The sequence below is a fragment of the Lentzea aerocolonigenes genome (assembly GCF_000955955.1).
Lineage (GTDB): Bacteria > Actinomycetota > Actinomycetes > Mycobacteriales > Pseudonocardiaceae > Lentzea > Lentzea aerocolonigenes_A.
The window spans coordinates 1-25,464 of the sequence record NZ_JYJG01000194.1 but is presented as its reverse complement, the minus strand read 5'-3'; the positions used below and the strand labels follow the sequence as shown (position 1 = coordinate 25,464).

Genomic DNA, 25,464 nt, shown 5'->3' with positions numbered 1-25,464 from the left:
CCATGTTCTGGCGCTTGGATCGAGGGTTGGGTGAAGGCCATGACACAAGAGATCCTGGTCCTGGGCGCGACGGGCAAAACCGGCCGCCGCGTAGTCCGCCCCCTCGAAGCCGCCGGCGCTCATGTTCGCGCCGCCTCCCGTTCCAGCGCACACCGCTTCGACTGGGCCGACGAGTCCACGTGGCAGCCGGTCCTCGCCGGCACCACCGCCGCGTACCTGATCGCGCCGGAAGACCCCGCTCTGGCCGCCCCGTTCGTTTCACTCGCGGAAGCTTCCGGCGTGCAGCGTCTTGTCCTGCTCTCGGGCCGCGGCCTCGACCGGACACCGGACGACGTCTTCCAGGGCATGCACGCGGCGGAGAAGGCAGTGCGCGGGTGCGGCGTCGCATGGACCATCCTGCGCGCCAACAACTTCACCCAGAACTTCTCCGAGGAGATCTGGCAGGCCGAAGTGGAGGCCGGCCGCCTCTCGTTGCCCGTGGACGACACTCCGGAACCGTTCGTGGACGTCCAGGACATCGCCGAAGTCGCCGCCCTGATCCTGACCTCGAGCGGCGAGCACGACGGCCGCACCTACGACCTGACCGGCCCGTCGAGCGTCACGTTCGCCGAAGCCCTCGGAAAGATCTCCGCGGCAACCGGCCGCCCCATCGAACTGATCAAGCTCTCCCCGGCCGATTACCGCGAAAGCCTGCTCTCCCAAGGAGTCCCAGAACAAGTCGTCGCCGACCTGGACGGCATGCACGAATCCATGCGCAACGGCCTCCTCGCCAAGCCGACCGACGACATCGCCCGCCTCCTCGGCCGCCCCGCCACCAGCTTCGACACCTACGTGGCTGAAGCCTGGTCCTGACGCGGCAACAGCAGGTGCACGGCGAACCCAGCCGCCGTGGCCAGCACGGCCTGGTAGACGATCGAGAGCTGGTAGCTCGCCGCCACGAGGAACGCCGCGTCCAGCCCGGTCGTCCACCAGCCCGCCAACTCGCCGAGCCCCACCACGTGCCACCCGAAGAACCCGGCACACCACCCGGCCACGACCCAAGCGGCCCTCCCGCCGCGCCTGGCCAACAACCAGGTCGACACCGTGGCCACCGCGTTGAACGCCAACGCGACACCGGTCAACGTCGAGTCAGCACTCCACACCAAGCTGGCCAGCGTCTGCACGACCAGAACCGCGACTACAACTCCGATGCCCAACCGCGTCTTGTCCACGCGGCAGGGTAGCTAGCGACGCACTTATGTCCGTGCGTCGCCATTAGGCCATTTGGTAGATGTCTGGTTCGTTTGTGCCTGAAACTGTCCATAGGTGGGAGTTCAAGACATCACCGCTGAGGCGGTGCGCACGGCAATCGCAGAGCACGACCAGGTGGGGCTGGAGAAGTTCTGCGACAGGTACGGCTTCGACAGGTTCCGCAACTACTTGATCGCGATCGGCAAGGGCAGGTACGGCACGCGAGTGATCGCTGCCGCCGCGCACGGCCACCTGCCCGGCAAGGCTCCGCTGCGGCAGGACGAGGTCGTGGATGAGGAACTCGTCAACGAGACGTTGAGAGCGCTGGGTTTCGAGGTCAAGGAGCTGCGACCGCCGACCTGGTCGCGCGAGGAGCTGATTCTGGCCTGCTCGCAGCTTTTCTCGAACAACCGCGTCGCGCAGCGCGCCACCGATCCCGCTGTCAAGGACTTCGCGGCGCTGCTGCAACGGATGCCGTTCCACGCTCCGGAGAAGCGCGGGCACAACTTCCGCTCGGTCAACAGCGTGCAGCTCAAGCTGTACAACCTGGCGACCGCCCTGCCCGACTACGAGAAGAAGGAGACTCGCGGTGGCAGCGAGGACCTCGTCGTACTGGGGGAGTTTCTCGCTGACGAAGCCGGCATGCAGCGCGAAGCCGCGAGGATCCGAGCTGAGCACGCGTCCTTCAAGGCGTGGGCGATGTACTCCGCCGAGGGGGACAGGAAGTACGGGGGCAACGCCGGCTACCCGGATGTGCTGGGCTCCACCTACGTCTACGACAACAACGTCGGCAACTCGCAGCAGGTCCGCGAAGGCCACGTGATCGTCATCCGGGACGGCGACGACGTCCTGGGCATCGGGCGGATCAGCCGCATCGAGCACAAGGACGGCGTCGAGAAGTGGCAGCGGGTGTGCCCCAAGTGCAAAGGCGGCCGTTTCGACAGGCGCAAGGTCCAGCAGCCGCGCTATCGATGCCGCCGTGAGACGTGCAACCACGAGTTCGATGAGCCCGAGAACAAGTCGACGACCGTCCGGCAGTACGCCGCCTACTACGGCGCCACCTGGCGCGCACTCGATGGCGCGGTCACCGCTGAGGACCTGAAAGAGGCGTGCACCGACAGGGCGGTGCAGAACGCGATCCGGCCGTTGGACGTCGACAAGCTGGAGGCGATGCTGGCGAGGGTGGACGTGCAGTTGCCTTCTCCAGAGGCGGAAGCAAGCACTGCCGTGAAGGTGAAAGCCGCACGCCGCACTGTCACCGCTGGCGGCGACAGCGGCGACGCGAAGACGCCCAAGGGTGGCCGCACCGAACGGACCACGAACGTCCGCATCGGACAACCCGAGTTCCGCAAGGCATTGATCCGTCGCTACGGCCACGTGTGTGCTGTCACCGGCCGTTGCCCGGCCGAAGTGCTGGAAGCGGCACACCTGCGGAGCTTTGCCGAGCACGAGACACACATCCTGGACGAGGGCGTCCTACTACGTGCGGACGTGCACAAACTCTTCGACAAGAAGCTGCTGGCCGTCGACCCAACAACCTGGCGAGTAGTCCTGGCTCCCTCGTTGAGCGGCTACCCAGCCTACGAGGATCTCGACGGCGTCAAGTTCGCCGAGGGTCCCAGCCCCAGTGCCATCACCGACCACTTCATCGCCGTAACCGCCACCTGGGTCTAACCGGGCCGCCTTCGTAGCGCAGCCACCGTGATGGGGGTTCGGGGGCTTGCCCCCGGCGGGGGTCTGGGGGCTCGGCCCCCAGATAGAAATCGAGGGGCGAGGCATGGTCCGCGCTTTCCGCAGACACACCTCACCCCTCGCCACGAGCGCCCCCGGCAGGATTCGAACCTGCGACCTCGGGATTAGAAGTCCCTCGCTCTCTCCACTGAGCTACGGAGGCTTGAGGAGACCGTGCGGCCACGAACTGTGGTCGCCGATGCCCCCACCGGACACATCGTCCGGAGTCGATCGACCGTTTCCGCCCTACGACCAAACGGGTGACGAAAACGGGCTAAACGTGAGGTGTATCACGTTCGTGGGGCCGTCGAGGCTCTCTGCACGAGTGAAACGTCGAGTCTCGTGGGCCGCGGCGGTCTGCCCCCGGCCAGTAACTTCAGCGCCAGCTCGCCCGCGCGCCTGCCCTTATCGGCCAGGGGTTGACGCACGGTAGTCAGCGGTGGGTCGCTGTAGGCCGCTTCGGGGACGTCGTCGAAGCCGACGACGGACACGTCCGAAGGAACGGTCAGGCCCAGGTCGCGGGCCGCTTGCAGGCAGCCGAAGGCCAGTTGGTCCGACGCGCACAGCAGAGCGCTCGGGCGCGGCGTGCGGGTGAGCAACCACCGCGCGCCGAGACGTCCGAGTTCGCGATCACTGCCGCGCGCCTCCCACACCGGAACATTGTCCGGTTTCACCCCGGCTTTTGCCAAAGTGTCGAGGTAGCCGCCCAGTCGGTCGCGGCTCACGCGGAACGGCACGGCTGAACGGCGGTCAGCGGAAACCGGTCCGGATACTCCGTCCGGGTGTAGCGCGAACGTCAGGACGCCGAAGCGCGAGTGCCCCTGGTCCAGCAGGAACGAGGCGGCGAGCGAGGCACCCAGGAAATCCTGCACCTCGACCCGTGCCGAACCCGGCAGCACCGGCTGGTCGATCACCACGAGCGGCAGTCCGCGGGCGGCCACGGCGTCGAACGCGGGGGCGGAGTCCGGGAGCGAGTAGGCCACCATCACGTCCGCCTGCGCGCGTGCCACGATCGAGGGACGTGGACCGCCTGTGGAATCGCCGGGCATCAATACCAGGCTGTGGTCGTGCCCGTCGACGGTGGACGCCAGGCCGTCGAGCACGATCGACAGCGCTGGATCCGAGAACGCGCCGGACAACCCCTGCGGCAGCATGAAACCCACGGCCGCCGACGAGCGTGTGGCCAGGGATCGCGCAACGGGATCCGGGCCCGCATAGCCCAGAGAGCGCGCCGTCTCGAGGATGCGTTCGCGCAACGACGACGACAGCTGGTCCGGCCGGTTGTACGCGTTCGACACCGTTGCCCGGGAAACCCCTACCGCGGCGGCGACGGTGTCCAGCGTCGGCCTGCGTCGGCGGTCGGCGTCCACGGAAAGCATCGTATGCGACAGATCGCACCCAAATAACTGGCATGACTGAAGCGCTTCAGTCATGCTGGAACGCATGTCCCCACGCCTGGCCACCTTCGTCGTCTTCCTCTTGAACGGCGGCGTCTTCGGCACCTGGGCCTCCCGCGTGCCCGCGCTCGCCGAGCAGATCGGCGCCGAACCGGGCAGCCTCGGCCTGGCGTTGCTCGGGGCGAGCACCGGACTGGCGTTCACGGCACCACTGGCAGCACGGATCTGTGCGGTTCACGGGTCGCGCACGGTGTTGATAGCCAGCAGTCTCCTCAGTCCGCTCCTTCTGCCTGTGCTCGCGCTCTCGCAGTCACCGGTGCAGTTCGGACTGACGCTCATCGCACTGGGTGCGAGCGTCGCGGCGATGGACGTGTCGATGAACATCGCCGCAGTTGTCGTCGTCCGCGACCTGCAACGGCCGTTGATGCCGCAGTTCCACGCGGGCTTCAGCGTCGGCGGGCTGATCGGCTCGCTGGGCAGTGCCGCCGCGGCTCAGGCCCACTGGACGCCGATGAAGCACTTCCTCCTGGCCGCACTCGTCGGCCTCATCATCACGGCCATAACAGCGAAGGCCATCCCCGGAGGAGTGGGGGAGCGTCATAGGGAAGAGGAAACCGAACGCGTCAACGTGCTCAAGAGCCCTGTCCTCTGGCTGTTGGCGAGCGTCGCGCTGTGCAGCGCCATCGCGGAAGGGGCGGCGGCGGACTGGTCGGCGTTGTTCATGGTCCGTGAGCGGGGCATGGGTGACGCGGCGGGCGCATACGCCTATGCGGGCTTCTCCGTCACGATGGCGCTCGCACGGTGGTTCGGTGAGCCGATCCAACGCACGCTCGGCCCGCATCGCCTGCTCGCCGCGGGCGGTGGCCTTGCCGCGACGGGGCTGGCGACTGCCGTTCTCGTACCCCTGCCGGTCGCCGGCTACCTGGGGTTCGGCCTGGCCGGGCTGGGGCTCGCGTTCTCGTTCCCCGTGGTCATGGACCTGGCGAGCGAGACCGGCAAACGCGCGGACGGCAGCGGCGGCGAACGTGAGCTGGGCCTGGTGACGACGATCGCCTACACGGGGTTCCTCGCGGGTCCGCCGATCGTGGGCGGGCTGGCGCACGTCAGCTCTCTCGTGGTGTCCCTCGGGTTCGTGGCGCTCGTCACCGCGCTGATCATCCCGGCGACGTGGTTCGCGAAGAAAGCGGCTAAGCAGCCGGCATCCGTTTGAGCGCTTCCTGACCGATCGGTTCCAGCAGGTCACGCGCCTTGGTCTCGGTGCCGCCGTTCATGCCAATGGCGACCAGCAACGACTCGTTGCGCGTCACGGCGATGGTGGCCGTGCACACCATGTCCTTGTCCTGCTGACCGCAGCTGAGCCACGTGGCGTGCTTGCCGGTCTGGACCTCGCGGCCGTTCTTCTGCGAGTTCTTCGACTCCTCGAACGGCCGGTACGGGACCGCTACCACCACGTACGCGTTCTCCTTCAACGTGAAGAGGCACGAGTTCGCCAGCTCGGCGCGCGGTGCGGCCGGGAACTTGAGCGTCCCGACCGGCTTGAGGTCCTTCTCCGTGACCAGCTTGCACGGGTCGACGCCCGCGGTCTTGCGCGGCGTCGCGATGGCGAGCGGCGGCAGCGGAGCCGCGATGGGTTCGCCCTGGATGTGGTACGCGCAGCCGGACACCGTCAAGAGGGCGAGCAGGAGGAGGAGAGAACGTCTCACACGGCGCAACACTAGAGGGTCGTAGGCTCCTGGACGTGGCAATCGAACGCTCCACCAGAACGGGCTTGGTCCCTCTGGTCGTCATCGGGTTCGCGGTGGCGGCACTCGTCGCCGTCGCGTTCAGCGCGCTGTCGCCCAACCCTCCGCTCGGGCTGCTGATCGTGCGCGTGCTGACCGAGACCGGCGCGGTGGTGACCATCGGCTCGTTGCTGCTGGCGGCGTTCCTCGTGCCACCGCAGAAGTCCGGCACTCTCGCAGCGGACGGTTACGCCGCGATGCGCACCGCTGGGTGGTTCGCGCTCGTGTGGCTCGTGGGCGCGGTTCTGTCCGTGCCGTTCAACACAGCAGCTGCGATCGACCGGCCGGTCAGCTCGTTCGGCTTCAGCCAGATGATCGCGACGGCGATGCTGGTGGAGCAGTCGAAGGCCTGGATGCTGACGGCGATCATCGTGGCGTTGCTCGCGCTGGGCTGCCGTTTGGTGCTGTCGTGGGGATGGGCGACGGTCCTGCTGTTCCTGGCGATCTTCGCGTTGGTGCCGGTCGCGGTCACCGGCCACTCGTCGTCGGGCGGCTCGCACGACATGGCGACGAACAGCCTGTTGTTCCACCTCATCGCGGTCGTGTTGTGGGTGGGCGGCCTCATCGCGTTGCTCGCGCACGGCAGGCGTGGCGGCGCTCATCTGTCTCTTGCCGCGACGCGGTTCTCGAAGCTCGCGTTGGTCTGCTGGGTCGTCATGGCCGTCTCGGGTGTGGTCAACGCGCTCGTGCGCATCACGCCGACCGACCTCGTGACGTCGACCTACGGCTGGCTGACGCTCGGCAAGCTGGCGTGTCTGCTGCTGCTCGGCGTGTTCGGCTACTTCCAGCGCGAACGTGGCGTGAAGGGCGTGGCCGACGGGAAGCCGCGCGCGTTGCTCAAACTCGCGGGCCTCGAAGTGCTGTTGATGATGTTCACGATCGGCCTGGCCGTGGCGCTGGCCCGCACGCCTCCGCCCGGCGGCAGCCTCGAACTGCCGAGCCGCACCGAGCTCGCGATCGGCTACGACCTCGACGGGCCGCCGACGCTGGCGCGCATCCTGTTCGACTGGCGCTTCGACCTGATCTACGGCACCGCGGCACTGGTTCTCGCCGCGCTCTACCTGGTGGGTGTGCGCAAGCTGGTCAAGCGCGGCGACAAGTGGCCGGTCGGACGCACGGTCGCGTGGCTGTGCGGCTGCTTCTCTCTCTTGTTCGCCACGTCGTCGGGGATGGGCCGGTACTCGCCGGCGATGTTCAGCATCCACATGGAAGCGCACATGGTGCTTTCGATGCTGACGCCGATCCTGTTCGTCCTGGGTGGACCGGTCACGCTGGCGTTGCGCGCGTTGCCGGTGAGCAAAGAGGTGCCGGGGCCACGAGAGTGGGTGCTGGCCTTTGTGCACTCACCGCTCGCACGGCTGCTGACCAACCCCTTTGTGGCGCTGGCTCTGTTCGTCGGTTCCTTCTACGCCCTGTACTTCTCGGGGCTGTTCGAGGCGGCGCTGCCGTTCCACTGGGCGCACCTCGCGATGAACGCCCACTTCATCCTCGTCGGCTACGTCTTCTACTGGCCCGTGATCGGCGTGGACCCGTCACCGAACAAGCTGCCGCCGCTCGGCCGCCTCGGCTTGCTGTTCGCGTCGATCCCGTTCCACGCGTTCTTCGGCATCGTGCTGATGAGCTCGCAGAATGTCATCGGCGAGCAGTTCTACCGCGGGCTCGCGCTGCCGTGGGTGCAGAACCTGCTGGAGGACCAGCGACTCGGCGGTGGCATCGCGTGGGCGGCGGGGGAGATCCCGTTGCTGGTGGTGATGGTCGCCCTGCTCGCACAGTGGGCGCGGCAGGACACCCGTGAGGCGAAGCGGTTGGACCGCAAGGCCGACGCCGATGGCGACGCCGACCTCGAGGCCTACAACGCGATGCTCCGCAAAATGGCGGGCAAGGACTAGAGAGCCAGCGGCCGGCGGAAACCGCGGACCGCGAAGAACGCTCCGATGACGGCGATCACGCCGCTCGTGGCCAGCGCGCCTGCCACACCGGTGACCGGGTGGGCCAGGGCGAGGCTGCGGGCGGCATCGACCGCGTAGGTCAGCGGGTTGACCTTCGCGACCGCCTGCAGCCAGCCGGGCAGGCCACCCACCGGCACGAACGCGCTGGACGCGAACATCAGCGGGAACATCGCCAGGAAGCCGACGGTCTGCATCAGCTCGGCCTTGCGCACCCACGCGGCGATCGCGATGAACACCCAGCTCAGCGCCCAGCCGACGACCAGGGCAAGACCCAGTGCGGCGAGAGTGCCGAGCATGCCCCCGTCGGGCCGGAACCCGAACACGAGCACGCCGAACGCGATCATCAGCACGAGCTGGAACGCCGTCCGCACCGCGTCGGACAGGTTGCGCGCCAACAGAACCGTGCTCGGCCTGATGGGTAGTGAACGGAACCGTGCGAGCACACCGTTCGACATGTCCTGCACGAGTCCGATGCCGGACGCGAGAGAGGACTGCATCGCGGTGTTCACCAAGATCGCGGGCAGCAGGTAGTCGATGTAGCTCATGCCCGGCGGGAAGTTCGCGGTGCCGGTGATGCTGCCGAAGATCTGGCTGAACAGCGTCAGCATGATCAACGGCTGCAGCACGCTGAAGAAGACGAGCAGCGGTGTGCGCAGCAAAGCTCTGAGTGAACGGCCGGTCAGCACCAGCACCTGTGTCGGGTAGCTGCTGCCGTGCCAGGTCAAGGTCGCCATGATGTCCCCCTAGTTCGCGGCGAGAGTGAGGTAGACGTCGTCCAAAGTGGGCTCCGCGAGGCCGATCTCGTGCGCCTCCAAGCCGTTGTCGTCCAACGCGCGCACGACCGTCGCCAGGTCGCGTGACGCGCTGACGGGCGTGGTGAGCGTGAGACCTTCGGCGACGGGGTGCAGGCCCACCGCGTTGATCGCCTTCAGCGCGATGTCCACTTCGGACACCGAGTCGAGCGTGACGGTCACGGTGCGCTGGCCGACCTGGGCCTTGAGCTCGGAGCTGGTGCCGGACGCGACGACCTTGCCGTGGGACAGCACGGTGATGGTGTCGGCGAGCCGGTCGGCCTCGTCCAGGTACTGCGTCGTGAGCAGCACGGTCGTGCCGTCCGCGGTGAGCTTCTCGACGATCTCCCACATCGCCAGGCGGCTGGCCGGGTCGAGGCCGGTGGTCGGCTCGTCCAGGAACAGCACCTCGGGATTGCCGACCAGGGACGCGGCCAGGTCGAGCCGGCGCCGCATGCCGCCGGAGTAGGTCTTGGCGTTGCGCTTGGCGGCGTCGGTGAGGTCGAACTGCTCCAGCAGGTCGTCCGCGCGCTGATGGGCCTGCTTGCGGCTGGCGCCCAGCAGGCGGGCGATGAGCACGAGGTTGTCGTGGCCGCTGAGCTGTTCGTCGACGGCGGCGAACTGGCCGGTCAGGCCGATCCGGCTGCGGACCTCGTGGCTCTGCTTCGAGACGTCGAAACCGGCGATCCTCGCGCTGCCTGCGGACAGCGGCAGCATCGTGGTGAGGATGTTGATCAGCGTGGTCTTGCCGGCGCCGTTGTGGCCCAGCAGGCCGAGCACGGAGCCCTTCTTCGCGGTGACGCTGACGCCGTCGAGGGCGTGCACGTCACCGAATCTCTTGCTCACCTCGGTGGCTTCGATCATGAGCTCAGACATCTGCTCCCCCTGATTTGAGTGCGCCGTGCAGGAAAAGTTCGACGAGCTGCGCCGGTTCGACGGTCGTCTCGCCGAAGCCCTTGCCTTGCAGGCGGTTGGTGAAGACGAAACCGAGCAGCAGGCGGGCGGCGTGCTCGGGGCTGGTGCGGAGGTCCGCGTCGGCGAACAGCTCGGCGATCGCGTTCGAGACGCGGAGCATGCCCTCCGGTGGGCCCTTGTGCTTCTCGTGGTCCTCCTGGCTCGGCTGGTAACCGGACTCGCGCAGTGCGCCCATGACGCTCCACATGCGGTCGAGGTAGCCGGTCACCGTGCCGGTCGCTTCCACGAGCCGCTGCTCGATAGGCAGGTCGGTGGGCACCGCTTCGATGCGGGCCACTTCGTCGTCGGCGAGCAACGCGCGCTGGATGACCGCGTTGAGCAGTTCGGCCTTGTCCTTGAAGACGCGGAACACCGTGCCTTCGGCGATGCCGGCCGCCGCGGCGATCTGGCTGGTGGTGACGTTCGCGCCGGCCTTCACGACGAGCGGCAGCGTGGCCTGGAGGATCGCCTCACGGCGGTCTTCCGGGCTCATCGCGGGGGCGCGGCGGCGGCGTGGTTCCTCTGACACGTCCGCAACTGTATGAGTGAGTCCTCACTCATGTCAATGAGTGGGCGCTCACTCACTCGGTCCGGCTCGAGCGCCGCACTAGCACACAGGTCTGACAATTTCGCGGTTCGAGGTGGCTGAAGATCGCGACCTGTCCACAACCCGCGAGTAATCCACAGATCCCCGTCCACCCCGGTTCCCACCCCGCCTCCCGGAGCAACCTGGACCAGCACACCCGCGACCTGGAGGCGAACCCGATGTCCTGGAATTCCACCGTGATCACCGTTGTTGGCACTGTTACCGGCGACATCACGTACCGGCACGGCGAGGAAGGCAAGACGAGCGCGTTCTTCCGCATGGCGTCGACCGAACGGCGCTACAACACGTCGCTGGGCGACTGGGAGGACGGCGAGACGATCTGGCTCGGCGTCTCCTGCTGGCGCAAGCTCGCCGACAGCGTCAAGACCACGCTGTCCAAAGGTGATCCCGTGATCGTCCAGGGCAAGCTGCGCATGCGGTACTACGAGAAGGACGACGTGAAACGATCGTCGCTGAGTCTCGACGCGCTGCACGTCGGACTGGACTTGAGTCGCGTGCAGTCACTGGGATCCACTCCGGTCGTTGAACCGCGGGTCGGCGAGGATCTCGTCGAAGAGGCGATCCCGTTCTGATCCGGCACCGTTTTGATCTTGCGACTTTCGGGGCAACCGCGCACAGGAGTTCGGGAACCCGCCCGATCCGGCAACGCCGCCGGAGATGATGTGCGCACCGCAATCCACGAAGGAGGGAAGCTCGTAGATCGGGGCCGCTGAGGCCCGGTCGCCGAGAGTCGTTCACGTTCGAACGGAACGGGCTGGTCACCGAGTCGCGTGACGCTTGATCCGGGGGTGGACGGCTGCTTGTCGGCGACCGAGGTCAGGAGCCTCTGAGCACCGCTCTACGATCGCCGCCATGGCCGAGTTCATCTACACCATGAAAAGGTGCGCAAGGCGCACGGTGACAAGGTCATCCTCGATGACGTCACGATCATGTTCTACCCCGGCGCGAAGATCGGTGTGGTCGGTCCCAACGGCGCCGGCAAGTCGAGCGTGCTCAAGATCATGGCGGGGTTGGACACGCCGAACAACGGCGAGGCGTACCTGTCTCCCGGTTACACCGTGGGGATCCTGCAGCAGGAACCGCCGCTCAACGAGGAGAAGACCGTCCTCGGCAACGTCCAGGAGGGCCTGGGCGAGATCAAGGTGAAGCTGGACCGCTTCAACGAGATCGCCGAGCTGATGGCGACCGACTACTCCGACGAGTTGATGGAGGAGATGGGCAAGCTCCAGGAGGAGCTCGACCACGCCGACGCGTGGGACCTCGACTCCCAGCTGGAGCAGGCGATGGACGCCCTGCGGTGCCCGCCGCCGGACGCCGACGTCACCAAGCTCTCCGGTGGTGAGCGCCGCCGCGTCGCGCTGTGCAAGCTGCTGCTGAGCAAGCCCGACCTGCTGCTGCTCGACGAGCCCACCAACCACCTGGACGCGGAGAGCGTCCTGTGGCTGGAGCAGCACCTCGCGCAGTACAGCGGCGCCGTGCTCGCCGTGACCCACGACAGGTACTTCCTGGACAACCTGGCCGAGTGGATCCTCGAGATCGACCGCGGCCGGACCCACCCGTACGAGGGCAACTACTCCACCTACCTGGAGAAGAAGGCCGAGCGTCTCGCGGTCCAGGGCAAGAAGGACCAGAAGCTGCAGAAGCGCCTCAAGGACGAGCTGGACTGGGTGCGCTCCGGCGCCAAGGCCCGCCAGGCCAAGTCCAAGGCGCGTCTCGACCGCTACGAGGAGATGGCGGCCGAGGCGGAGAAGACCCGCAAGCTCGACTTCGAGGAGATCCAGATCCCGCCGGGCCCGCGTCTGGGCAACGTCGTGGTCGAGGCCGAGAAGCTGAAGAAGGGCTTCGGCGACCGGGTTCTGATCGACGGGTTGTCGTTCACGTTGCCGCGCAACGGCATCGTGGGTGTCATCGGCCCGAACGGTGTCGGCAAGACGACCCTGTTCAAGACCATCGTCGGTCTCGAGAAGCCGGACGCCGGCGAGGTGAAGGTCGGCGAGACCGTGCTGCTCTCGTACGTTGACCAGAACCGCGGTGGCATCGACCCGAAGAAGAACGTGTGGGAGGTCGTGTCCGGCGGACTCGACTACATCCACGTCGGCAACGTCGAGATGCCCTCGCGCGCGTATGTCAGCGCGTTCGGCTTCAAGGGCCCGGACCAGCAGAAGCCCGCGGGCGTGCTGTCGGGTGGTGAGCGCAACCGCCTGAACCTCGCGCTCACGCTCAAGCTCGGCGGCAACCTGATCCTGCTGGACGAGCCGACGAACGACCTGGACGTCGAGACCCTCGGCTCGCTGGAGAACGCTCTCGAGCAGTTCCCCGGCTGCGCCGTCGTGATCTCCCACGACCGGTGGTTCCTCGACCGCGTCGCCACGCACATCCTCGCGTGGGAGGGCACGGACGAAGACCCGTCGAAGTGGTACTGGTTCGAGGGCAACTTCGAGGGCTACGAGAAGAACAAGCTCGAGCGCCTGGGTGCCGACGCGGCCCGCCCGCACCGTGTCACGTACCGCAAGCTGACACGGGACTGAGAGGGCAACGGCGACGTCGTGGCGGCGAGGGGCGAGACGCAGGCGAACGTCGAGGTGAGCACGCTGGTCGTGCCCGCCTGGATGCTGCGTTGGCGGGCACCGGAGCTCGCTCTGGTGCTCGGTGAGCGGGCGGTTGCGCTCGCCTCCACCCGCCGCGACGAAGCCGACCGGCTCCGCGCCGAGTCGCTGGTGGTCTTCGCGGGCAACCGCGTGGGCCGCGGCGTCCGCATCGCCGACAGGGCGATCGACGCGCTGAAGGCGGCCGAGGCCGCCGGTGAACACGAGACCGCGTGGCTGCTGCGGGTGGAGCTCGCGGCGTGCGCGCGGTCCGTGGGCGCACCGCTCACGGGCTTCGCCGCGGTGACGCCCGTGCTGGAAGCGCCGGACGTGCCCGCGGAACTGCGGGCCTCCGCTCTGGTGCAGGCCAGCGAATGCCTCGTCACGGTCGGCCGCGGCGACGAGCCCACGCGGGCGCTCGCCGAGGCGGACCAGCTCTACGTCGCCGACACGACGCTCGACGAGGACACCCGCCTGCTGCTGCGCGGCCTGATCCGCGCGGTGCAGGCAGCCCAGCACCGTCGCTGGGGCGACATCGCCGCCGCCATCGGTGCCGCGCGCGAAGGCCTCGACCTGCTCGGCAGGTTCGCCGACCCGTCGGCGGACAGCGGTCAGGGCATGGGCCGGCTCACGCTGGAACTGGTGCTGGCGCTGATGGACGCGAACCGCCTGCTCGACGCGAGCGAGGTCGGCACGCCACTGCTCGACCGCCCGGTGCGCGCGCCATCGGCCTCCACCACCGGCTGGCTGCGCCTGGCTCTCGCGACACGCGTCCATCTCCCCGCGGGCCGGGTGGCGCTCGCCCGCGAGATGTTGCGCGAGGCCGCGGCCAGTGCCGAACGCCACCAGCTCGACACGTTGCTGGCGGAAAGCCTGCTGGCACTGGCGCACGTGCACGAGGTGTCCGGCGAACTGGCCGACGCGCTGACGAACCTGCGCTCCGCCCACGCCGCCGAACGCCGCAGAGCCCGCGCCGTCTACGCGGTGCGCGCCAGACTCGCGGCCGAGTTCTCCGGCGTCCACCGCCAGCCCGCGGATCTGCACCAGCAACTGGCGAGCCTGCTCCGCCCGGCCGAGGGCATGCAGATCGTGACCGACGGCGTCCTGTCCGCCGCTTTGAAGCAACAGCTCCGCACGTGGCGCCCGGTCCAGGTCCGCAAGGGCGATGGCCTGAAGGTCAAGCGCGTCCGCAGAGCTGCCGAAGACATGACCGTGGAGGGTTTGTCCGCGGCACGCCAGCACGCCGCCGAGAGGTGGCGCACGGTCCAGCCGTTCGGCGAACCCGACGACAAGACACCGGAACCCTTGGAACCCCCACCCCCTGTCGTGCCTTCTTCCGACCGCACAGTCCCCGCCTCAGGTCTGATCGCCTCCGCCGGCGCCATGGTGAGCGGCCGCCGCCGCGCAGCCAGAGTCGCCGCGGGCGAGATCGACGAAGACCAGCCGTCCACCGTCGCCGAGACCCCCGAGCCAGCACCTGCGGCCCCGCAGCTGAGCCCGGACCAGGAACGCAAGCGCAAGGTCGAAGAACAGCTCATGGAGCTGCAGCGCGAGGCCCGCCGCCAGATCGAGGCGGAACGCCAGGCCCGCGCCGAGCAACGCGCCCAGGCAGAACGCGAAGCGGCGGAAGAAGCCGCTCGCCAGGAAGCCGCTCGCCAGGCCGCCGAACGCGAAGCCGCCGAACGCGAAGCCGCAGCCCGCGAAGCCGCGGCGCGCGAGGAACTGGCCCGTGCCGCCGCCGCCCGTGAAGTCGCGGAACGCGAGGCCGCGGTCCGCGAGGAAGCAGCGCGCAGAGAAGCCGCGGCCCGCGAAGAGGCGTCCAGAGCCCAGCCGGAAAGCGTCCTGGAGATGCTCAAGGCCCAGGGTCTGCGAGCAGGCGGCCGCCGCCGTGCCCGGGACGCCGAGGCAGCCTCGAGCACGGACGCCCCGTCGTGGCGAGTGGAACCACCGTCCCGTCTGCGCCAGGACGATCCGGCCCCGCAATCCTCCTTCGGCGGCCAGGACCACCCGGACGCCCCGAACTACTTCGCCGACCCGAACACGCCGGACGCCCCGTCCCGCTCGGGCCTGTCCGCGGCGTTCTCGCGCCCGCCGGCCGCCCCGGACTTCGGCCCCCACCTGGACGACCCGCCCCCGGCCTACCCGCTCCACACCCCGGCCGCGGGCTTCCCCGCGACCCCGGCCGACGAGCGCACCCTCCCGGAGCGCGACTACTCCAACCTCGACTTCACCGGTCAGCGGTGGTCGACGTCCTCGATCCCGTCCCCGGACCCGGCGGAGCACCCAACGCCCGCCCCCGACCCGGACCCGGAGCACAAGCCGCACTCACCGATCCCGGACCCGGTGCCGTCGGTGCCGGTCCCGGACGAGATCCCGCAGCCCCCGGAGCCGGACCTGCTCTCGAGCACGTTTCTGAGCGCGGCAGACGTCGAGGACGACTCCGCGGACGTCCCCACCACCCCGGTCCCCCTGACCGCACTTCCGGACCAGCGCGCCACACCTGGCCGACCAGGCTTCGGCACCGAGCCGGGTGCCGCGAGCGAGCGCGGCTTCGGCAGTGAGTCCGGTTCCGGTGAGCGCGGGTTCGGCGGCGATCCTGGTGCCGAAAGTGCGCGTGGGTTCGGTGGCCGGCCCGGGTTCGGTGCCGAGTCCGGCTCCGGCAACCCAGCAGAGGCGGGAACCGAGGCGGGGTTCGCTGGTCAGCCCAACACCGGCGGACAGTCGGCCTTCGGCACTCAGACCGGGTTCGGTGGCCAGCCGACCTTCGGGACGCAGACCAGCTTCGGCACGCAGAACTTCGGTTCCCAGCCCACCTTCGGCACCCAGGCGGGGTTCGGCACCCAGCCGGATCCGTCCCCGCAGGCCGACCCGACGTCGTCCGGCCAGGGAAGCCAGCCGGATCCGGGCGGCTGGGCCAACTTCGAGATCGCTGACGACTTCGACGTCGACCCCATCGTGACGATGTCGGTCCGTGAGCCCGACGAGCCGTCCTCGGCCCCGGATGCCGGTCCGGCGTCCGGCTCGGCGACGCCCGATGCCACCGGCACCGATTTCGACCCGGCGACGTCCGTGATCCCCGCGCCCGCAGCGGGGCTCGACTCGCCGCCGCAGTACGACTTCTTCGCCACGGAATCCGAGCCGTCGGCCGAACCGGACCCGGTTACCGAGCCGGTTCAAGCCGAGATCGTTGCGCCGGATGCTGCCGCGCCGACCGCCTACGAGGCCGCGGGCATCGTCCAACCCGCCGAGGCGAAGGACGAGCCTGGCGCGCGGACGGGCCGCCCGAGCAGCCGCCGCAAGCCCAGCGACCTGAGCCTCGCCGACCTGCTGGCGGAAGCACTGGTCGCCTACGAGACCGGCCGTCGCTCCGACGAGGAACAGATGGACGCCGTGGACCTGCCCGTCCCGGAATGGTCCGCTTCCGAACCCGAGCAACCGTCCAACACCGACTCGCTCTTCAACCCCGGTCAGCCCACTGGTTCGCCACAGCCGGAGCCAGCTGCCGGAACAGGCTCTGACTTCTTGGTTCGGCCGGGCGAGTCGTTCGGTTCTGAGCCTGCGCCGGAGTCCGCCAGAGGGTCTGGGCCAGGCGCGGACTTCCAGGTTCGTCCTGGTGAGTCGTTCGGTTCTCAGCCTGCGCTGGAATCCGCCAGAGGGTCTGGCGCAGGCGCGGACTTCCAGGTTCGTCCCGATGAGCCGTTCGGTTCTCAGCCTGGGCCAGGCGCTGACTTCCAGGTTCGTCCAGGGGAGTCGTTCGGATCCCAGCAGTCGCCGGAGTCCGCCACAGGATCCGGAGCGGGAGCTGACTCCCTCTTTCGGCCAGGGCAGCCGTTCGGTTCCCCGGCACCGGAGCCGACCACGACAGCCACGCCGGGCACGGACTCGCTGTTTCAGGCAGGCTCGGCGTTCGGTTCCCAGCAGTTCCCGGCGCCCCCCGAGAACCGGTCGAGCCTCGAGCCGGCCTTCGGTTCGGGACAGCCGTTCGAGACACCGCAGCCCGCGGCCGACTCCCTGTTCAACCCGAGCCAGTCGTTCGGCGAGCAGCCACCCGCGGGGGAGCCGGCCGGGCGGAAGGGCGAGTCCGAGCAGGAGAGGACCGGCCCGATCGTCCCCGTGGGCGGCGCGCCGGACAGCGAGACGACCGGCCCGATCCGTCCGGTTTCGCCCGGTGGCCCCGCCAGCTGGACCTTGCCCGGTACGTGAGCCGGGCTCGGACCAGGCCACTCGGCGCGCCGTGGTGGTCAGCGCCACACCTCAAGCCTTGCCCAAGCCGCTCGTGCCGCCGACCCGCCCGCCACGCCGAGGTGGGCGGTGAGGCGGGTCGGGCCGGTGTCCTGCGCAAGAGTGGTCGCCGGGTCGGGCCGGGCGGCGGAACTGGTGGTGGGCTTGAGCGTCCATCATGCGAAATGCGTTGGAGCCACTGATTATGTGACTCGATTCAGCCCACGATTCAGTGGTCCGTCAGTGCCCCTCCCGTTGCCGGTGACGGCCGCCACCCCATCTAGGGTGGAGGCGGACCCGGCACACAGAGGTGCCGGATAGCGTGGAGTCGCCTGAAGATGACCTCGACTGGAGCCCCGACCCGTACCGACGACGCCTCCGCGGCCCCGACCGCGGACGGTGGAAGTCGACCGGCCAGTCCTGAGCAGGTCCGTGACGAGCTGATCGAACGGGCCGCCGCCAATGCCCCCGAACTCGCTGATCTGATCCGCCTCTTCTACCGGCACGTGCCCGCCGAGGAAGTCAACGACGACGACCCGGTGGACCTGGTCGGAGCGGTGCGGTCGAACTACCAGCTCGCCGAGAGCCGCGTTCCCGGACGCGCCGCGGTGCGCATCCTGAACCCGACACGCGGGACCGATGGCTGGCAGTGTCCGGTCACCGTGGTCCAAGTGGTCACGGACGACATGCCGTACCTCGTGGACTCGGTCGCGTCCGAGCTCACGCGCGGTGGTGTGCAGGTGCAGCGCGTTGTGCACCCCATCGTCGTCGTGCGCCGCGACCCGGTGACGGGTGAGCGCACCGAGGTGCTGCCCACGGCCGACCCGGCCGACCCGCCCGGCGACGCGCTGGCGGAGTCGTGGATGAACATCGAGGTCGACCTGATCACGGACGCCGATCGGGCGCGTGAGCTGGAGACCCGGCTGCTGACGGTGCTGACCGACGTCCGCGAGGTCGTCGAGGACACCGACCGCATGGTCACCACGGCGACGCAGCTCGCCGACGAGCTCGAGAAGGACTCGTCCGAGGCCACCACGGACGCCGCGAAGCTCCTCAAGTGGCTCGCGGACGGGCACTTCACGTTCATGGGCTACCGGCAGTACGAGCTGGTCCAGGAGGACGGCGAACCGGCGCTGCGGGCCGTGCTCGCGAGTGGTCTCGGCGTGCTCAGGCAGGACAGCCTCGCGGCGCGCAGCCTGACCGCGGGGCCGGACAACGGCGCGCAGGCGCTCAGCCCGGAGCTGCTCGTGCTGACCCAGGCGAGCGCGCAGAGCAGCGTGCACCGCAGCGTCTACCCCTACTACGTGGGCGTGAAGACGTTCGACGCCGAGGGCAACGTCTCCGGCGAGCACCGGTTCCTGGGCATCTTCAGCACGACGGCGCTGCACGAGGACGTGCTCGACATCCCGGTGATCGAGCGCCGCGTGCGCGACGTGATCCACCGCGCCGGCTTCCCGCTGCAGTCCTACTCGGGGCAGCGGATGCTCGAGGTGATCCAGAACTACCCGCGCACCGAGCTGTTCTCGGTCGACGCCGACACGCTGTACCAGACCACGACCGGTGTCATCGCCCTCGCGGAACGGCGCCGGCTGCGGCTGTTCCTGCGCCGAGACCCGTTCGGCCGCTTCTTCTCGTGCCTGGTCTACCTGCCGCGCGACCGCTACACGACGACGAGCCGCCTCGCGATGCAGGAGGTGCTGCTCGCCGAGCTCGGCGGTCTGAACCTCGAGTACAGCGCGCGCATCGGCGAGTCGGCGCTGGCCCGCGTGCACTTCATGGTGCACACGGACCCGGCGCGCACGCTGGAGCCGGACACCAACGCGATCCAGCAGAAGCTCGCCGAGGCCGTCCGCAGCTGGGACGACCGCATGGTCGAGGCCGTGCTGGGCGACAGCGGTGTCCTGGGGGCCGAGTCGGCCACCGAGCAGGGCCAGCGGTTCGCCTCGGTCTTCCCGGAGGCCTACAAGGAGGACTTCCCGGCGAGCGTCGGCCTGGGCGACTTCCGCCGCATCGAGGCGCTCGCCGAGGGCGACCTCGACATGGTGTTCTACGTGCCGGAGGACGCCGAGCCGGGGGAGCGGCGCTTCAAGCTGTTCGTGACCGGCGACGGCATCACGCTGTCCGACGTGCTGCCGATGCTGCAGCGCATGGGCGTGATCGTGGTCGACGAGCGGCCGTACGAGATCACCCGCGAAGACGGCGTGCAGTGCTGGATCTACGACTTCGGCCTGCGCATCGACCAGAAGGCGCTCGAGCAGCTGTCGGAGTCCGACCTCGACAACGTGCGCGTGCGGTTCCAGGACGCGTTCGCCGCCGTCTGGCGTGGCGAGGCCGAGGTCGACAGGTTCAACTCGCTGGTGCTGCAGGCCGGGCTCACCTGGCAGCAGGCCGCGATGCTGCGCGCGTACGCGAAGTACCTGCGGCAGGCGGGCACGCCGTACTCGCAGGACTACATCGAGGACGCGGTGCTCGGTCACACGAGCGTGGCGATCGCGCTGGTCGCGTTGTTCGAGTCCCGGTTCGACCCGCGGCTCGACGACGCCACGCGCGCGGACCGCACCGAGACGATGGTCGTCGAGACCGGCAAGCTGATCGACGACGTGACGAGCCTCGACGCGGACCGCATCCTGCGCAGCCTGCTCACGCTGATCAACGCCACGCTGCGGACGAACTACTTCTTCCGCGACGCCGACGGCAACGCCCGGCCGTACCTGTCGGTCAAGCTCGACCCGCAGGCGATCCCGGACCTGCCGGCGCCGCGGCCGAAGTTCGAGATCTTCGTGTACTCGCCGCGCGTCGAGGGCGTGCACCTGCGCTTCGGTTCCGTCGCGCGTGGTGGTCTGCGCTGGTCCGACCGCCGCGAGGACTTCCGCACGGAGATCCTCGGCCTGGTCAAGGCGCAGGCCGTGAAGAACGCGGTGATCGTGCCCGTCGGCGCCAAGGGCGGCTTCGTCGTCAAGCGCCCGATCCCGGCGACCGGTGACCCCGGCATCGACCGCGAGAACTTCATGTCCGAGGGCATCGCCTGCTACAAGATGTTCATCTCCGGCCTGCTCGACCTCACCGACAACCTGATCAACAACGAGGTCGTGCCCGCGCCGCAGGTCGTGCGCTACGACGCCGACGACACGTACCTGGTCGTGGCCGCGGACAAGGGCACCGCGACGTTCTCGGACATCGCAAACGGTGTGTCGCAGAGCTACGGCTTCTGGCTGGGCGACGCGTTCGCCTCCGGTGGCTCGATCGGCTACGACCACAAGGCCATGGGCATCACGGCCAAGGGCGCGTGGGAGAGCGTGAAGCGCTCGTTCCGCGAGCTCGGCGTGGACACGCAGACCGAGGAGTTCACCGTCGTCGGCATCGGCGACATGTCCGGTGACGTGTTCGGCAACGGCATGATGCTGTCCGAGCACATCCGGCTCGTGGCCGCGTTCGACCACCGGCACATCTTCATCGACCCGAACCCGGTCGCGGACACCTCGTTCGCCGAGCGGGTGCGGCTGTTCAACGTGCCGCGCTCGTCGTGGGACGACTACGACCGCTCGCTGATCAGCGAGGGCGGCGGCATCTTCCCGTTGTCCGCCAAGTCGATTCCGCTGTCCGAGCAGGCCCGTGTCGCGCTCGGGCTGCCGGAGGGCGTCGAGAAGCTGTCCCCGCCGGAGCTGAAGAAGGCGATCCTGCTCGCGCCGGTCGACCTGCTGTGGAACGGCGGCATCGGCACGTACGTCAAGGCGTCGACCGAGTCTCACGCCGACGTCGGCGACAAGGCCAACGACTCGATCCGCGTCGACGGCAACGAGTTGCGCGTCAAGGTCGTCGGCGAGGGCGGCAACCTGGGCCTGACCCAGCGCGGCCGCATCGAGTTCGCGCGCAACGGCGGCAAGGTCAACACCGACGCGCTCGACAACTCCGCCGGCGTCGACTGCTCCGACCACGAGGTCAACATCAAGATCCTGCTGGACCACCTGGTCCGGGAGGGCTCGGTGGAACAGCAGCAGCGCAACGAGGTCCTCGCCGAGATGACCGACGAGGTCGGCGAGCTCGTGCTGGCCGACAACTACTCGCAGAACAACGTCCTCGGCGTCAGCCGGGCGCACGCCGGCCCGATGCTGTCGGTGCACGCGCGTCTCACGGCCGACCTCGAAGCCCGCGGTGCGCTCAACCGCAAGCTGGAGGCGCTGCCGAGCGCCGCGGAGTTCAAGACGCTGGAGAAGAACGGCGAGGGCCTCACCTCGCCGGAGCTCGCCACGTTGCTCGCCTTCACCAAGCTCACGCTGAAGGAAGAGCTGCTCTCCAGCGACATCCCGACGATCGACACGTTCAAGAACAAGCTGCCGGACTACTTCCCGACGCTGCTGCGCGAACGTTTCGGCACCGCGATCCCGAACCACCCGCTGGCGAAGCAGATCATCACGACGGTCGTGGTGAACGAGGTCGTCGACGGCGGTGGCGTGTCCTACGCCTTCCGCCTGGCCGAGGAGATGAGTGCCTCGGCGACCGACGCGGTGCGCGCGTACGCCGTGGTGACCGAGGTCTTCGACCTGCCGGCGATCTGGCGGGAGATCGAGGCGCTGGACAACGTGGTGTCGACGGCGGTCCAGGACAACCTGGTGCTGGAGACCCGCCGGCTGCTCGACCGCGCGTCCCGCTGGCTGTTGTCGAACCGCCCGCAGCCGCTGGCGGTGGGTTCGACGATCAACCGATTCCGCAGCGTGGTCGAGGAGCTCAGCCCGTTCGCCTTCGAGCTGTTGCAGGGCAAGGAGCTCGACGTGGTCGCCGGCAAGGCGGACAAGTTCGTCGAGCAGGGCGTCCCGGCGGAGCTCGCCCGCAAGGTCGCCGCGTTGCTCTACATGTACGGACTGCTCGACGTCACCGAGATCGCCGAGCTGGCCGAACGCGAGTTCGGCCCGGCCGGCGGTATGGGCCCGGAGCGTTCGCACCGGGAGAGCGCCGAGCTGTACTTCGCGCTGTCCGACCACCTCGACATCGACCACATGCTGGACTCGGTGACGAGCCTGGAGCGTGGCAACCGCTGGCACGCCCTGGCCCGCCTGGCTCTGCGCGACGACTTCTACTCGTCGTTGCGGGCCATCACGATCGACGTGATGAGGGCGAGCGACGAGGGCGACACGGCGAGCGAGAAGATCACCAAGTGGGAGCAGGCCAACGCCTCCCGCCTGGCTCGCTCGCGCGGTGCGCTGGACGAGATCAACCGGGTCCACCAGCTGGACCTGGCGACCCTTTCCGTCGCCGCCCGTCAGGTGCGGAGCATGGTCAGGTAGTAAGCATCAGCCGAAAGCCAGGGGGCTGTGGACAACTCCACGGCCCCCTGGCGTTTTTCCGGTAGCGTTTCGCAGGTCAGGAGGTACGCGGCCGATGTAGCCGCGAGTTGTCCACAGGATTTTGGCGGCGCCGGGAACCGAAATCGCCGTTCGATCGTTGCGCCATGAGGAAGCGCGCGGGGGGAGCGTGTGCAGCACGGTGAGCAGCCGGAGCCGAGCACCTCGACCGTGGCAGGACGGTACCGATCGTGACTCGTCCGCCCAAGCATGCGGGGCTCGAACACGGTGCCCGGCCCCGCCGGTGCAGCACTCCTCACCACGCCACGATCAGAACCTGACAGCACGCGACGAAGACGATCGAGGACACCCGACCGGCACAGGCACGGACTCGCGGGGCGGGAAGAACGCGACCTCGTCTGCCGCGACGGCGGGGATCACCGCGATCGGTGCGAACAGCCTGCTGAAGAACGCGGTAGCAGACAGCCTGCGGGAAGATCAGCAGTGCGTGTGACGCAGCGCGATTGGTGAGGGCTGGCTATCGACTTTCAATCGGCTGGAGTGGAGATCCTGTGAAGGTTCCCGGGCGGTAGGGTCCCTGCATGGGTGTCTTCGTCACTGGTGTGCGGCCGCGATGGTCGGACATGGATGCGTTCGGTCACGTCAACCACGCGAACACGGTGACGTTGCTGGAAGAGGCCCGGATCGAGCTGCTGTTCACCGAGGCCGCCCGCCACGGGGTGAAGGAGATGGCCGAGGGGATGGTCGTGGCGAAGCTCTTCGTCGATTACCTCGCGCCGATCGTGTTCACCGGTGAGGACATCGTGGTCGAGATGTCGGTGCGGGAGCTCAAGTCCGCGTCGTTCACGCTCGACTACGTGGTGCGCGGCAGCCGGGAGGCGGACAGCCCAGTGGTCACCAGGGCGGAGACGCTCATGGTGCCCTACAACGTGACGACCGCGCGGCCACGTCGTCTGACCGACGCCGAGCGCGATTTCCTCGCCGGGTGGCGAGCAGGGGGTAATGGTGCCTGAGCTGGTGCTGGCCGACGCGGCCGAGAGAGACGACCTCGGCGCTTTCGCCGCGCGTGCGGTGCGGCTGGAGGCGCAGTCCGTGGTGCGGCTGCGCAACCGCAACTCCGAGCTGCTGGACGCGTGGGTGGCCACGCCGTTCGACACGCTCGCGACGCGAACCGTTGCGGGACAGGCGAATCCGGCCGACGTCACGGTGTCGGGCTCGGAGCTGCTGACGGGGCTCGCGGTGATGCGCGACGAACGCATCGACCCCGGCCCGGCCAAGGACCTGATGTGGCGCTCGGCCCTGCCGCCGTTCGAGGGCTGGCTCATGGTCGACCGGCTGCCCGTCGAGGTCATCTCGAAGCTCGCCGACGAAGGTGTCGCGGTGGCGCGGGAGAACACCGGCCCGCAAGGCACTCCGCCCGCCTCGTTGCTCGACCAGACCGTGCTCACGGTCAGCGGGTCCGGGTTGGACGTGAAGATCCCGCTGCGGTGCCTGTTCGCGTTGTCGGGCATGGGTTTCCTCGGCGAGGACGGCGAGGTGCGGGTGACCGCGACCGACTCGTGGCTGCGGATCGACGCCAAGTACGGCGCGGTGGTGCGGCGCCGGCACTCGATGCTGCCACTGCTCGTCTGAACTGGGCTGACCTGGAGTTAGGTCCAGGTTCGCGGTTGGAGAATTCGGGGCGCCACAAGCGGATGCGCGTGGCACGATGTCGCGCGTGTCCGCCGAAACGCACGAGGCGCCCGAAGCGCCCGAGGGGACCGAGTACCGGGTCTCGACGCTGGAGCTGTTCTTCGACCTGGTCTTCGTCTTCACGATCACGCAGCTGACGAGCAAGCTGGCCGACGACACGTCGCCGCTCGGGTTCGCGCAGGTCGTGATCATGCTGTTCGTGATCCTGTGGATGTACTTCGGGTACGTCTGGCTCACGAACGCCGTGCCGCCGACCACCACCATGCGACGGTTGCTGCTCATGGCGGGCATGGGCGGCTTCCTGGTCATCGCGCTGGCCATCCCCAACGCGTTCGGCGCCGCCGGGGTCGCGTTCGGCATCGGCTACCTGATCGTGAACCTGGTGCACTCCGGCCTGTTCATCGCGTCCGGCGGCCCGGGTTCGGCGGCGGCGATGGCGCGGCTGGCACCGTTCAACCTCGGGTCGGCCGGTCTGGTGTTCGTCGGCGGCTTCCTGCCGAGCACGTGGCGCGCGGCGGCGTGGACGGCGGCCGTGGTGGTCATGATCGTGTCGCCGTACGTGAACCGACGGCACGGCGAGTTCCGCATCCGGTCGGCGCACTTCGTGGAGCGGCACGGCCTGGTGGTCATCGTGGCGCTCGGCGAGTCGATCATCGCGATCGGCATCGGCGCGACGGGACTGCCGCTGAACCTGCAACTGGTCGTGGCCGCGTTGCTGGGCCTCGCGCTCGTCTACCAGCTGTGGTGGTGCTACTTCGGCCGCGAACAGGACCTGCGTGCCGAGCACAACCTGGCGGCCATGACGCCGTCCGACCGGGCCAGCGCGGCACTCTCGGCCTTCGGCTGGGCCCACGCGCCGATCCTGCTGGGCATCGTGGTCGTGGCGGTCGGCGTGAAGAAGACGATCGGGCACGCCACCGAGCACCTCCACCTCAGCGGCGCGCTCGCGCTCGGTGGCGGCGCGGCGATCTTCCTCGTCGGCGAGATCTACTTCCGCTACCGGCTGCGGATCGGCAGCAACAAGTGGCGGATCATCGCCGCGGTCGCCGCGCTGGTGACGGTGCCGGTCGGGTTGTGGCTCGCCATCGCCCAGGTCGCCGCGCTCGTCGCCGTCTTCGGTGCCTTGCTGGCGGTCGAGGCCAAGCGACAGGCCTGACGTGCACGCTGACGCAGGGGTACCCCCGTGCTGGGAACCCCTGCGTTTCAACGTACTCAGAGGGTCCGAC

At 68.8% G+C, this 25,464-nt stretch carries 16 protein-coding genes, 1 tRNA gene and 1 pseudogene; 11 read left to right on the top strand and 7 right to left on the bottom strand.

Features of this window, described 5'->3' with window-relative positions; all coding sequences use genetic code 11:
• Window positions 1-39 precede the first annotated feature (39 nt).
• Window positions 40-852: an NAD(P)H-binding protein gene (locus tag UK23_RS24640; RefSeq protein WP_045314009.1), complete on the top strand. Its 813-nt coding sequence runs from the start codon at window positions 40-42 to the stop codon at window positions 850-852.
• Here UK23_RS24640 and UK23_RS24635 read toward each other — a convergent pair.
• Window positions 828-1,211 carry a hypothetical protein gene (locus UK23_RS24635; protein ID WP_045313989.1) on the bottom strand — a complete coding sequence of 128 codons (384 nt, stop codon included), beginning with the start codon at window positions 1,209-1,211 and terminating at the stop codon, window positions 828-830. The genes UK23_RS24640 and UK23_RS24635 overlap by 25 nt on opposite strands.
• A 94-nt stretch (window positions 1,212-1,305) precedes the next feature.
• On the opposite strand from UK23_RS24635, the gene UK23_RS24630 reads away from it, so the two are divergent.
• Window positions 1,306-2,904, top strand: coding sequence for an HNH endonuclease signature motif containing protein (locus UK23_RS24630; protein WP_045313988.1), 1,599 nt, complete (start codon window positions 1,306-1,308; stop codon window positions 2,902-2,904).
• A gap of 147 nt (window positions 2,905-3,051) precedes the next feature.
• Here UK23_RS24630 and UK23_RS24625 read toward each other — a convergent pair.
• Both UK23_RS24625 and UK23_RS24620 read right to left on the bottom strand, forming a co-directional pair.
• Window positions 3,052-3,124, bottom strand: a tRNA-Arg gene (locus UK23_RS24625).
• 127 nt (window positions 3,125-3,251) lie between these two features.
• Window positions 3,252-4,340: a LacI family DNA-binding transcriptional regulator gene (locus UK23_RS24620; RefSeq protein WP_045313987.1), complete on the bottom strand. Its 1,089-nt coding sequence runs from the start codon at window positions 4,338-4,340 to the stop codon at window positions 3,252-3,254.
• Between the two features lie 64 nt (window positions 4,341-4,404).
• Here UK23_RS24620 and UK23_RS24615 point away from each other — a divergent pair, with 64 nt between their 5' ends.
• Window positions 4,405-5,568, top strand: coding sequence for an MFS transporter (locus tag UK23_RS24615; protein WP_045314008.1), 1,164 nt, complete (start codon window positions 4,405-4,407; stop codon window positions 5,566-5,568).
• On the opposite strand, the gene UK23_RS24610 is transcribed toward UK23_RS24615, so the two are convergent.
• The gene (locus UK23_RS24610; protein WP_045313986.1) at window positions 5,546-6,061 is read right to left on the bottom strand and encodes a lipoprotein; all 516 of its coding nucleotides are present in this window, start codon (window positions 6,059-6,061) and stop codon (window positions 5,546-5,548) included. The genes UK23_RS24615 and UK23_RS24610 overlap by 23 nt on opposite strands.
• 35 nt (window positions 6,062-6,096) lie before the next feature.
• On the opposite strand from UK23_RS24610, the gene UK23_RS24605 reads away from it, so the two are divergent.
• Window positions 6,097-8,028, top strand: coding sequence for a cytochrome c oxidase assembly protein (locus UK23_RS24605; RefSeq protein ID WP_231114653.1), 1,932 nt, complete (start codon window positions 6,097-6,099; stop codon window positions 8,026-8,028).
• Here UK23_RS24605 and UK23_RS24600 read toward each other — a convergent pair.
• Genes UK23_RS24600 through UK23_RS24590 form a run of 3 tightly spaced genes read right to left on the bottom strand, consistent with a single transcriptional unit; the run spans window position 8,025 to window position 10,362 of the window.
• Window positions 8,025-8,822 (bottom strand): ABC transporter permease, encoded by a 798-nt coding sequence (locus tag UK23_RS24600; protein WP_045313984.1) that lies wholly within the window; start codon window positions 8,820-8,822, stop codon window positions 8,025-8,027. The two genes, UK23_RS24605 and UK23_RS24600, sit on opposite strands and share 4 nt — an antisense overlap.
• A 9-nt stretch (window positions 8,823-8,831) precedes the next feature.
• Window positions 8,832-9,755, bottom strand: a complete 924-nt coding sequence (locus tag UK23_RS24595) for a daunorubicin resistance protein DrrA family ABC transporter ATP-binding protein (RefSeq protein ID WP_045313983.1) — start codon at window positions 9,753-9,755, stop codon at window positions 8,832-8,834.
• Window positions 9,748-10,362 carry a TetR/AcrR family transcriptional regulator gene (locus tag UK23_RS24590; protein ID WP_052684998.1) on the bottom strand — a complete coding sequence of 205 codons (615 nt, stop codon included), beginning with the start codon at window positions 10,360-10,362 and terminating at the stop codon, window positions 9,748-9,750. The genes UK23_RS24595 and UK23_RS24590 overlap by 8 nt, the downstream gene beginning before the upstream one ends.
• Before the next feature lie 254 nt (window positions 10,363-10,616).
• On the opposite strand from UK23_RS24590, the gene ssb reads away from it, so the two are divergent.
• From ssb to UK23_RS24550, 7 genes and pseudogenes are all read left to right on the top strand, one after another.
• Window positions 10,617-11,012, top strand: a complete 396-nt coding sequence (gene ssb / locus UK23_RS24585; protein WP_052684997.1) for a single-stranded DNA-binding protein — start codon at window positions 10,617-10,619, stop codon at window positions 11,010-11,012.
• A 280-nt stretch (window positions 11,013-11,292) separates the two neighbouring features.
• A pseudogene (ettA, locus tag UK23_RS24580) lies at window positions 11,293-12,968 on the top strand (energy-dependent translational throttle protein EttA).
• 18 nt (window positions 12,969-12,986) lie between these two features.
• Entirely contained in the window at window positions 12,987-17,228 is a 4,242-nt protein-coding gene (locus UK23_RS48895; RefSeq protein ID WP_052684996.1) for a hypothetical protein, read from the top strand.
• A gap of 356 nt (window positions 17,229-17,584) precedes the next feature.
• Window positions 17,585-22,528, top strand: a complete 4,944-nt coding sequence (locus UK23_RS24570) for an NAD-glutamate dehydrogenase (protein ID WP_045313980.1) — start codon at window positions 17,585-17,587, stop codon at window positions 22,526-22,528.
• A gap of 599 nt (window positions 22,529-23,127) precedes the next feature.
• A complete protein-coding gene (locus UK23_RS24560; protein ID WP_045313978.1) occupies window positions 23,128-23,559 on the top strand; it encodes an acyl-CoA thioesterase in 432 nt (143 codons plus the stop codon).
• Entirely contained in the window at window positions 23,552-24,178 is a 627-nt protein-coding gene (locus UK23_RS24555) for a hypothetical protein (RefSeq protein ID WP_045314006.1), read from the top strand. The genes UK23_RS24560 and UK23_RS24555 overlap by 8 nt, the downstream gene beginning before the upstream one ends.
• A gap of 85 nt (window positions 24,179-24,263) precedes the next feature.
• Window positions 24,264-25,394 carry a low temperature requirement protein A gene (locus tag UK23_RS24550; RefSeq protein ID WP_196777867.1) on the top strand — a complete coding sequence of 377 codons (1,131 nt, stop codon included), beginning with the start codon at window positions 24,264-24,266 and terminating at the stop codon, window positions 25,392-25,394.
• The last annotated feature ends 70 nt before the right edge of the window (window positions 25,395-25,464 follow it).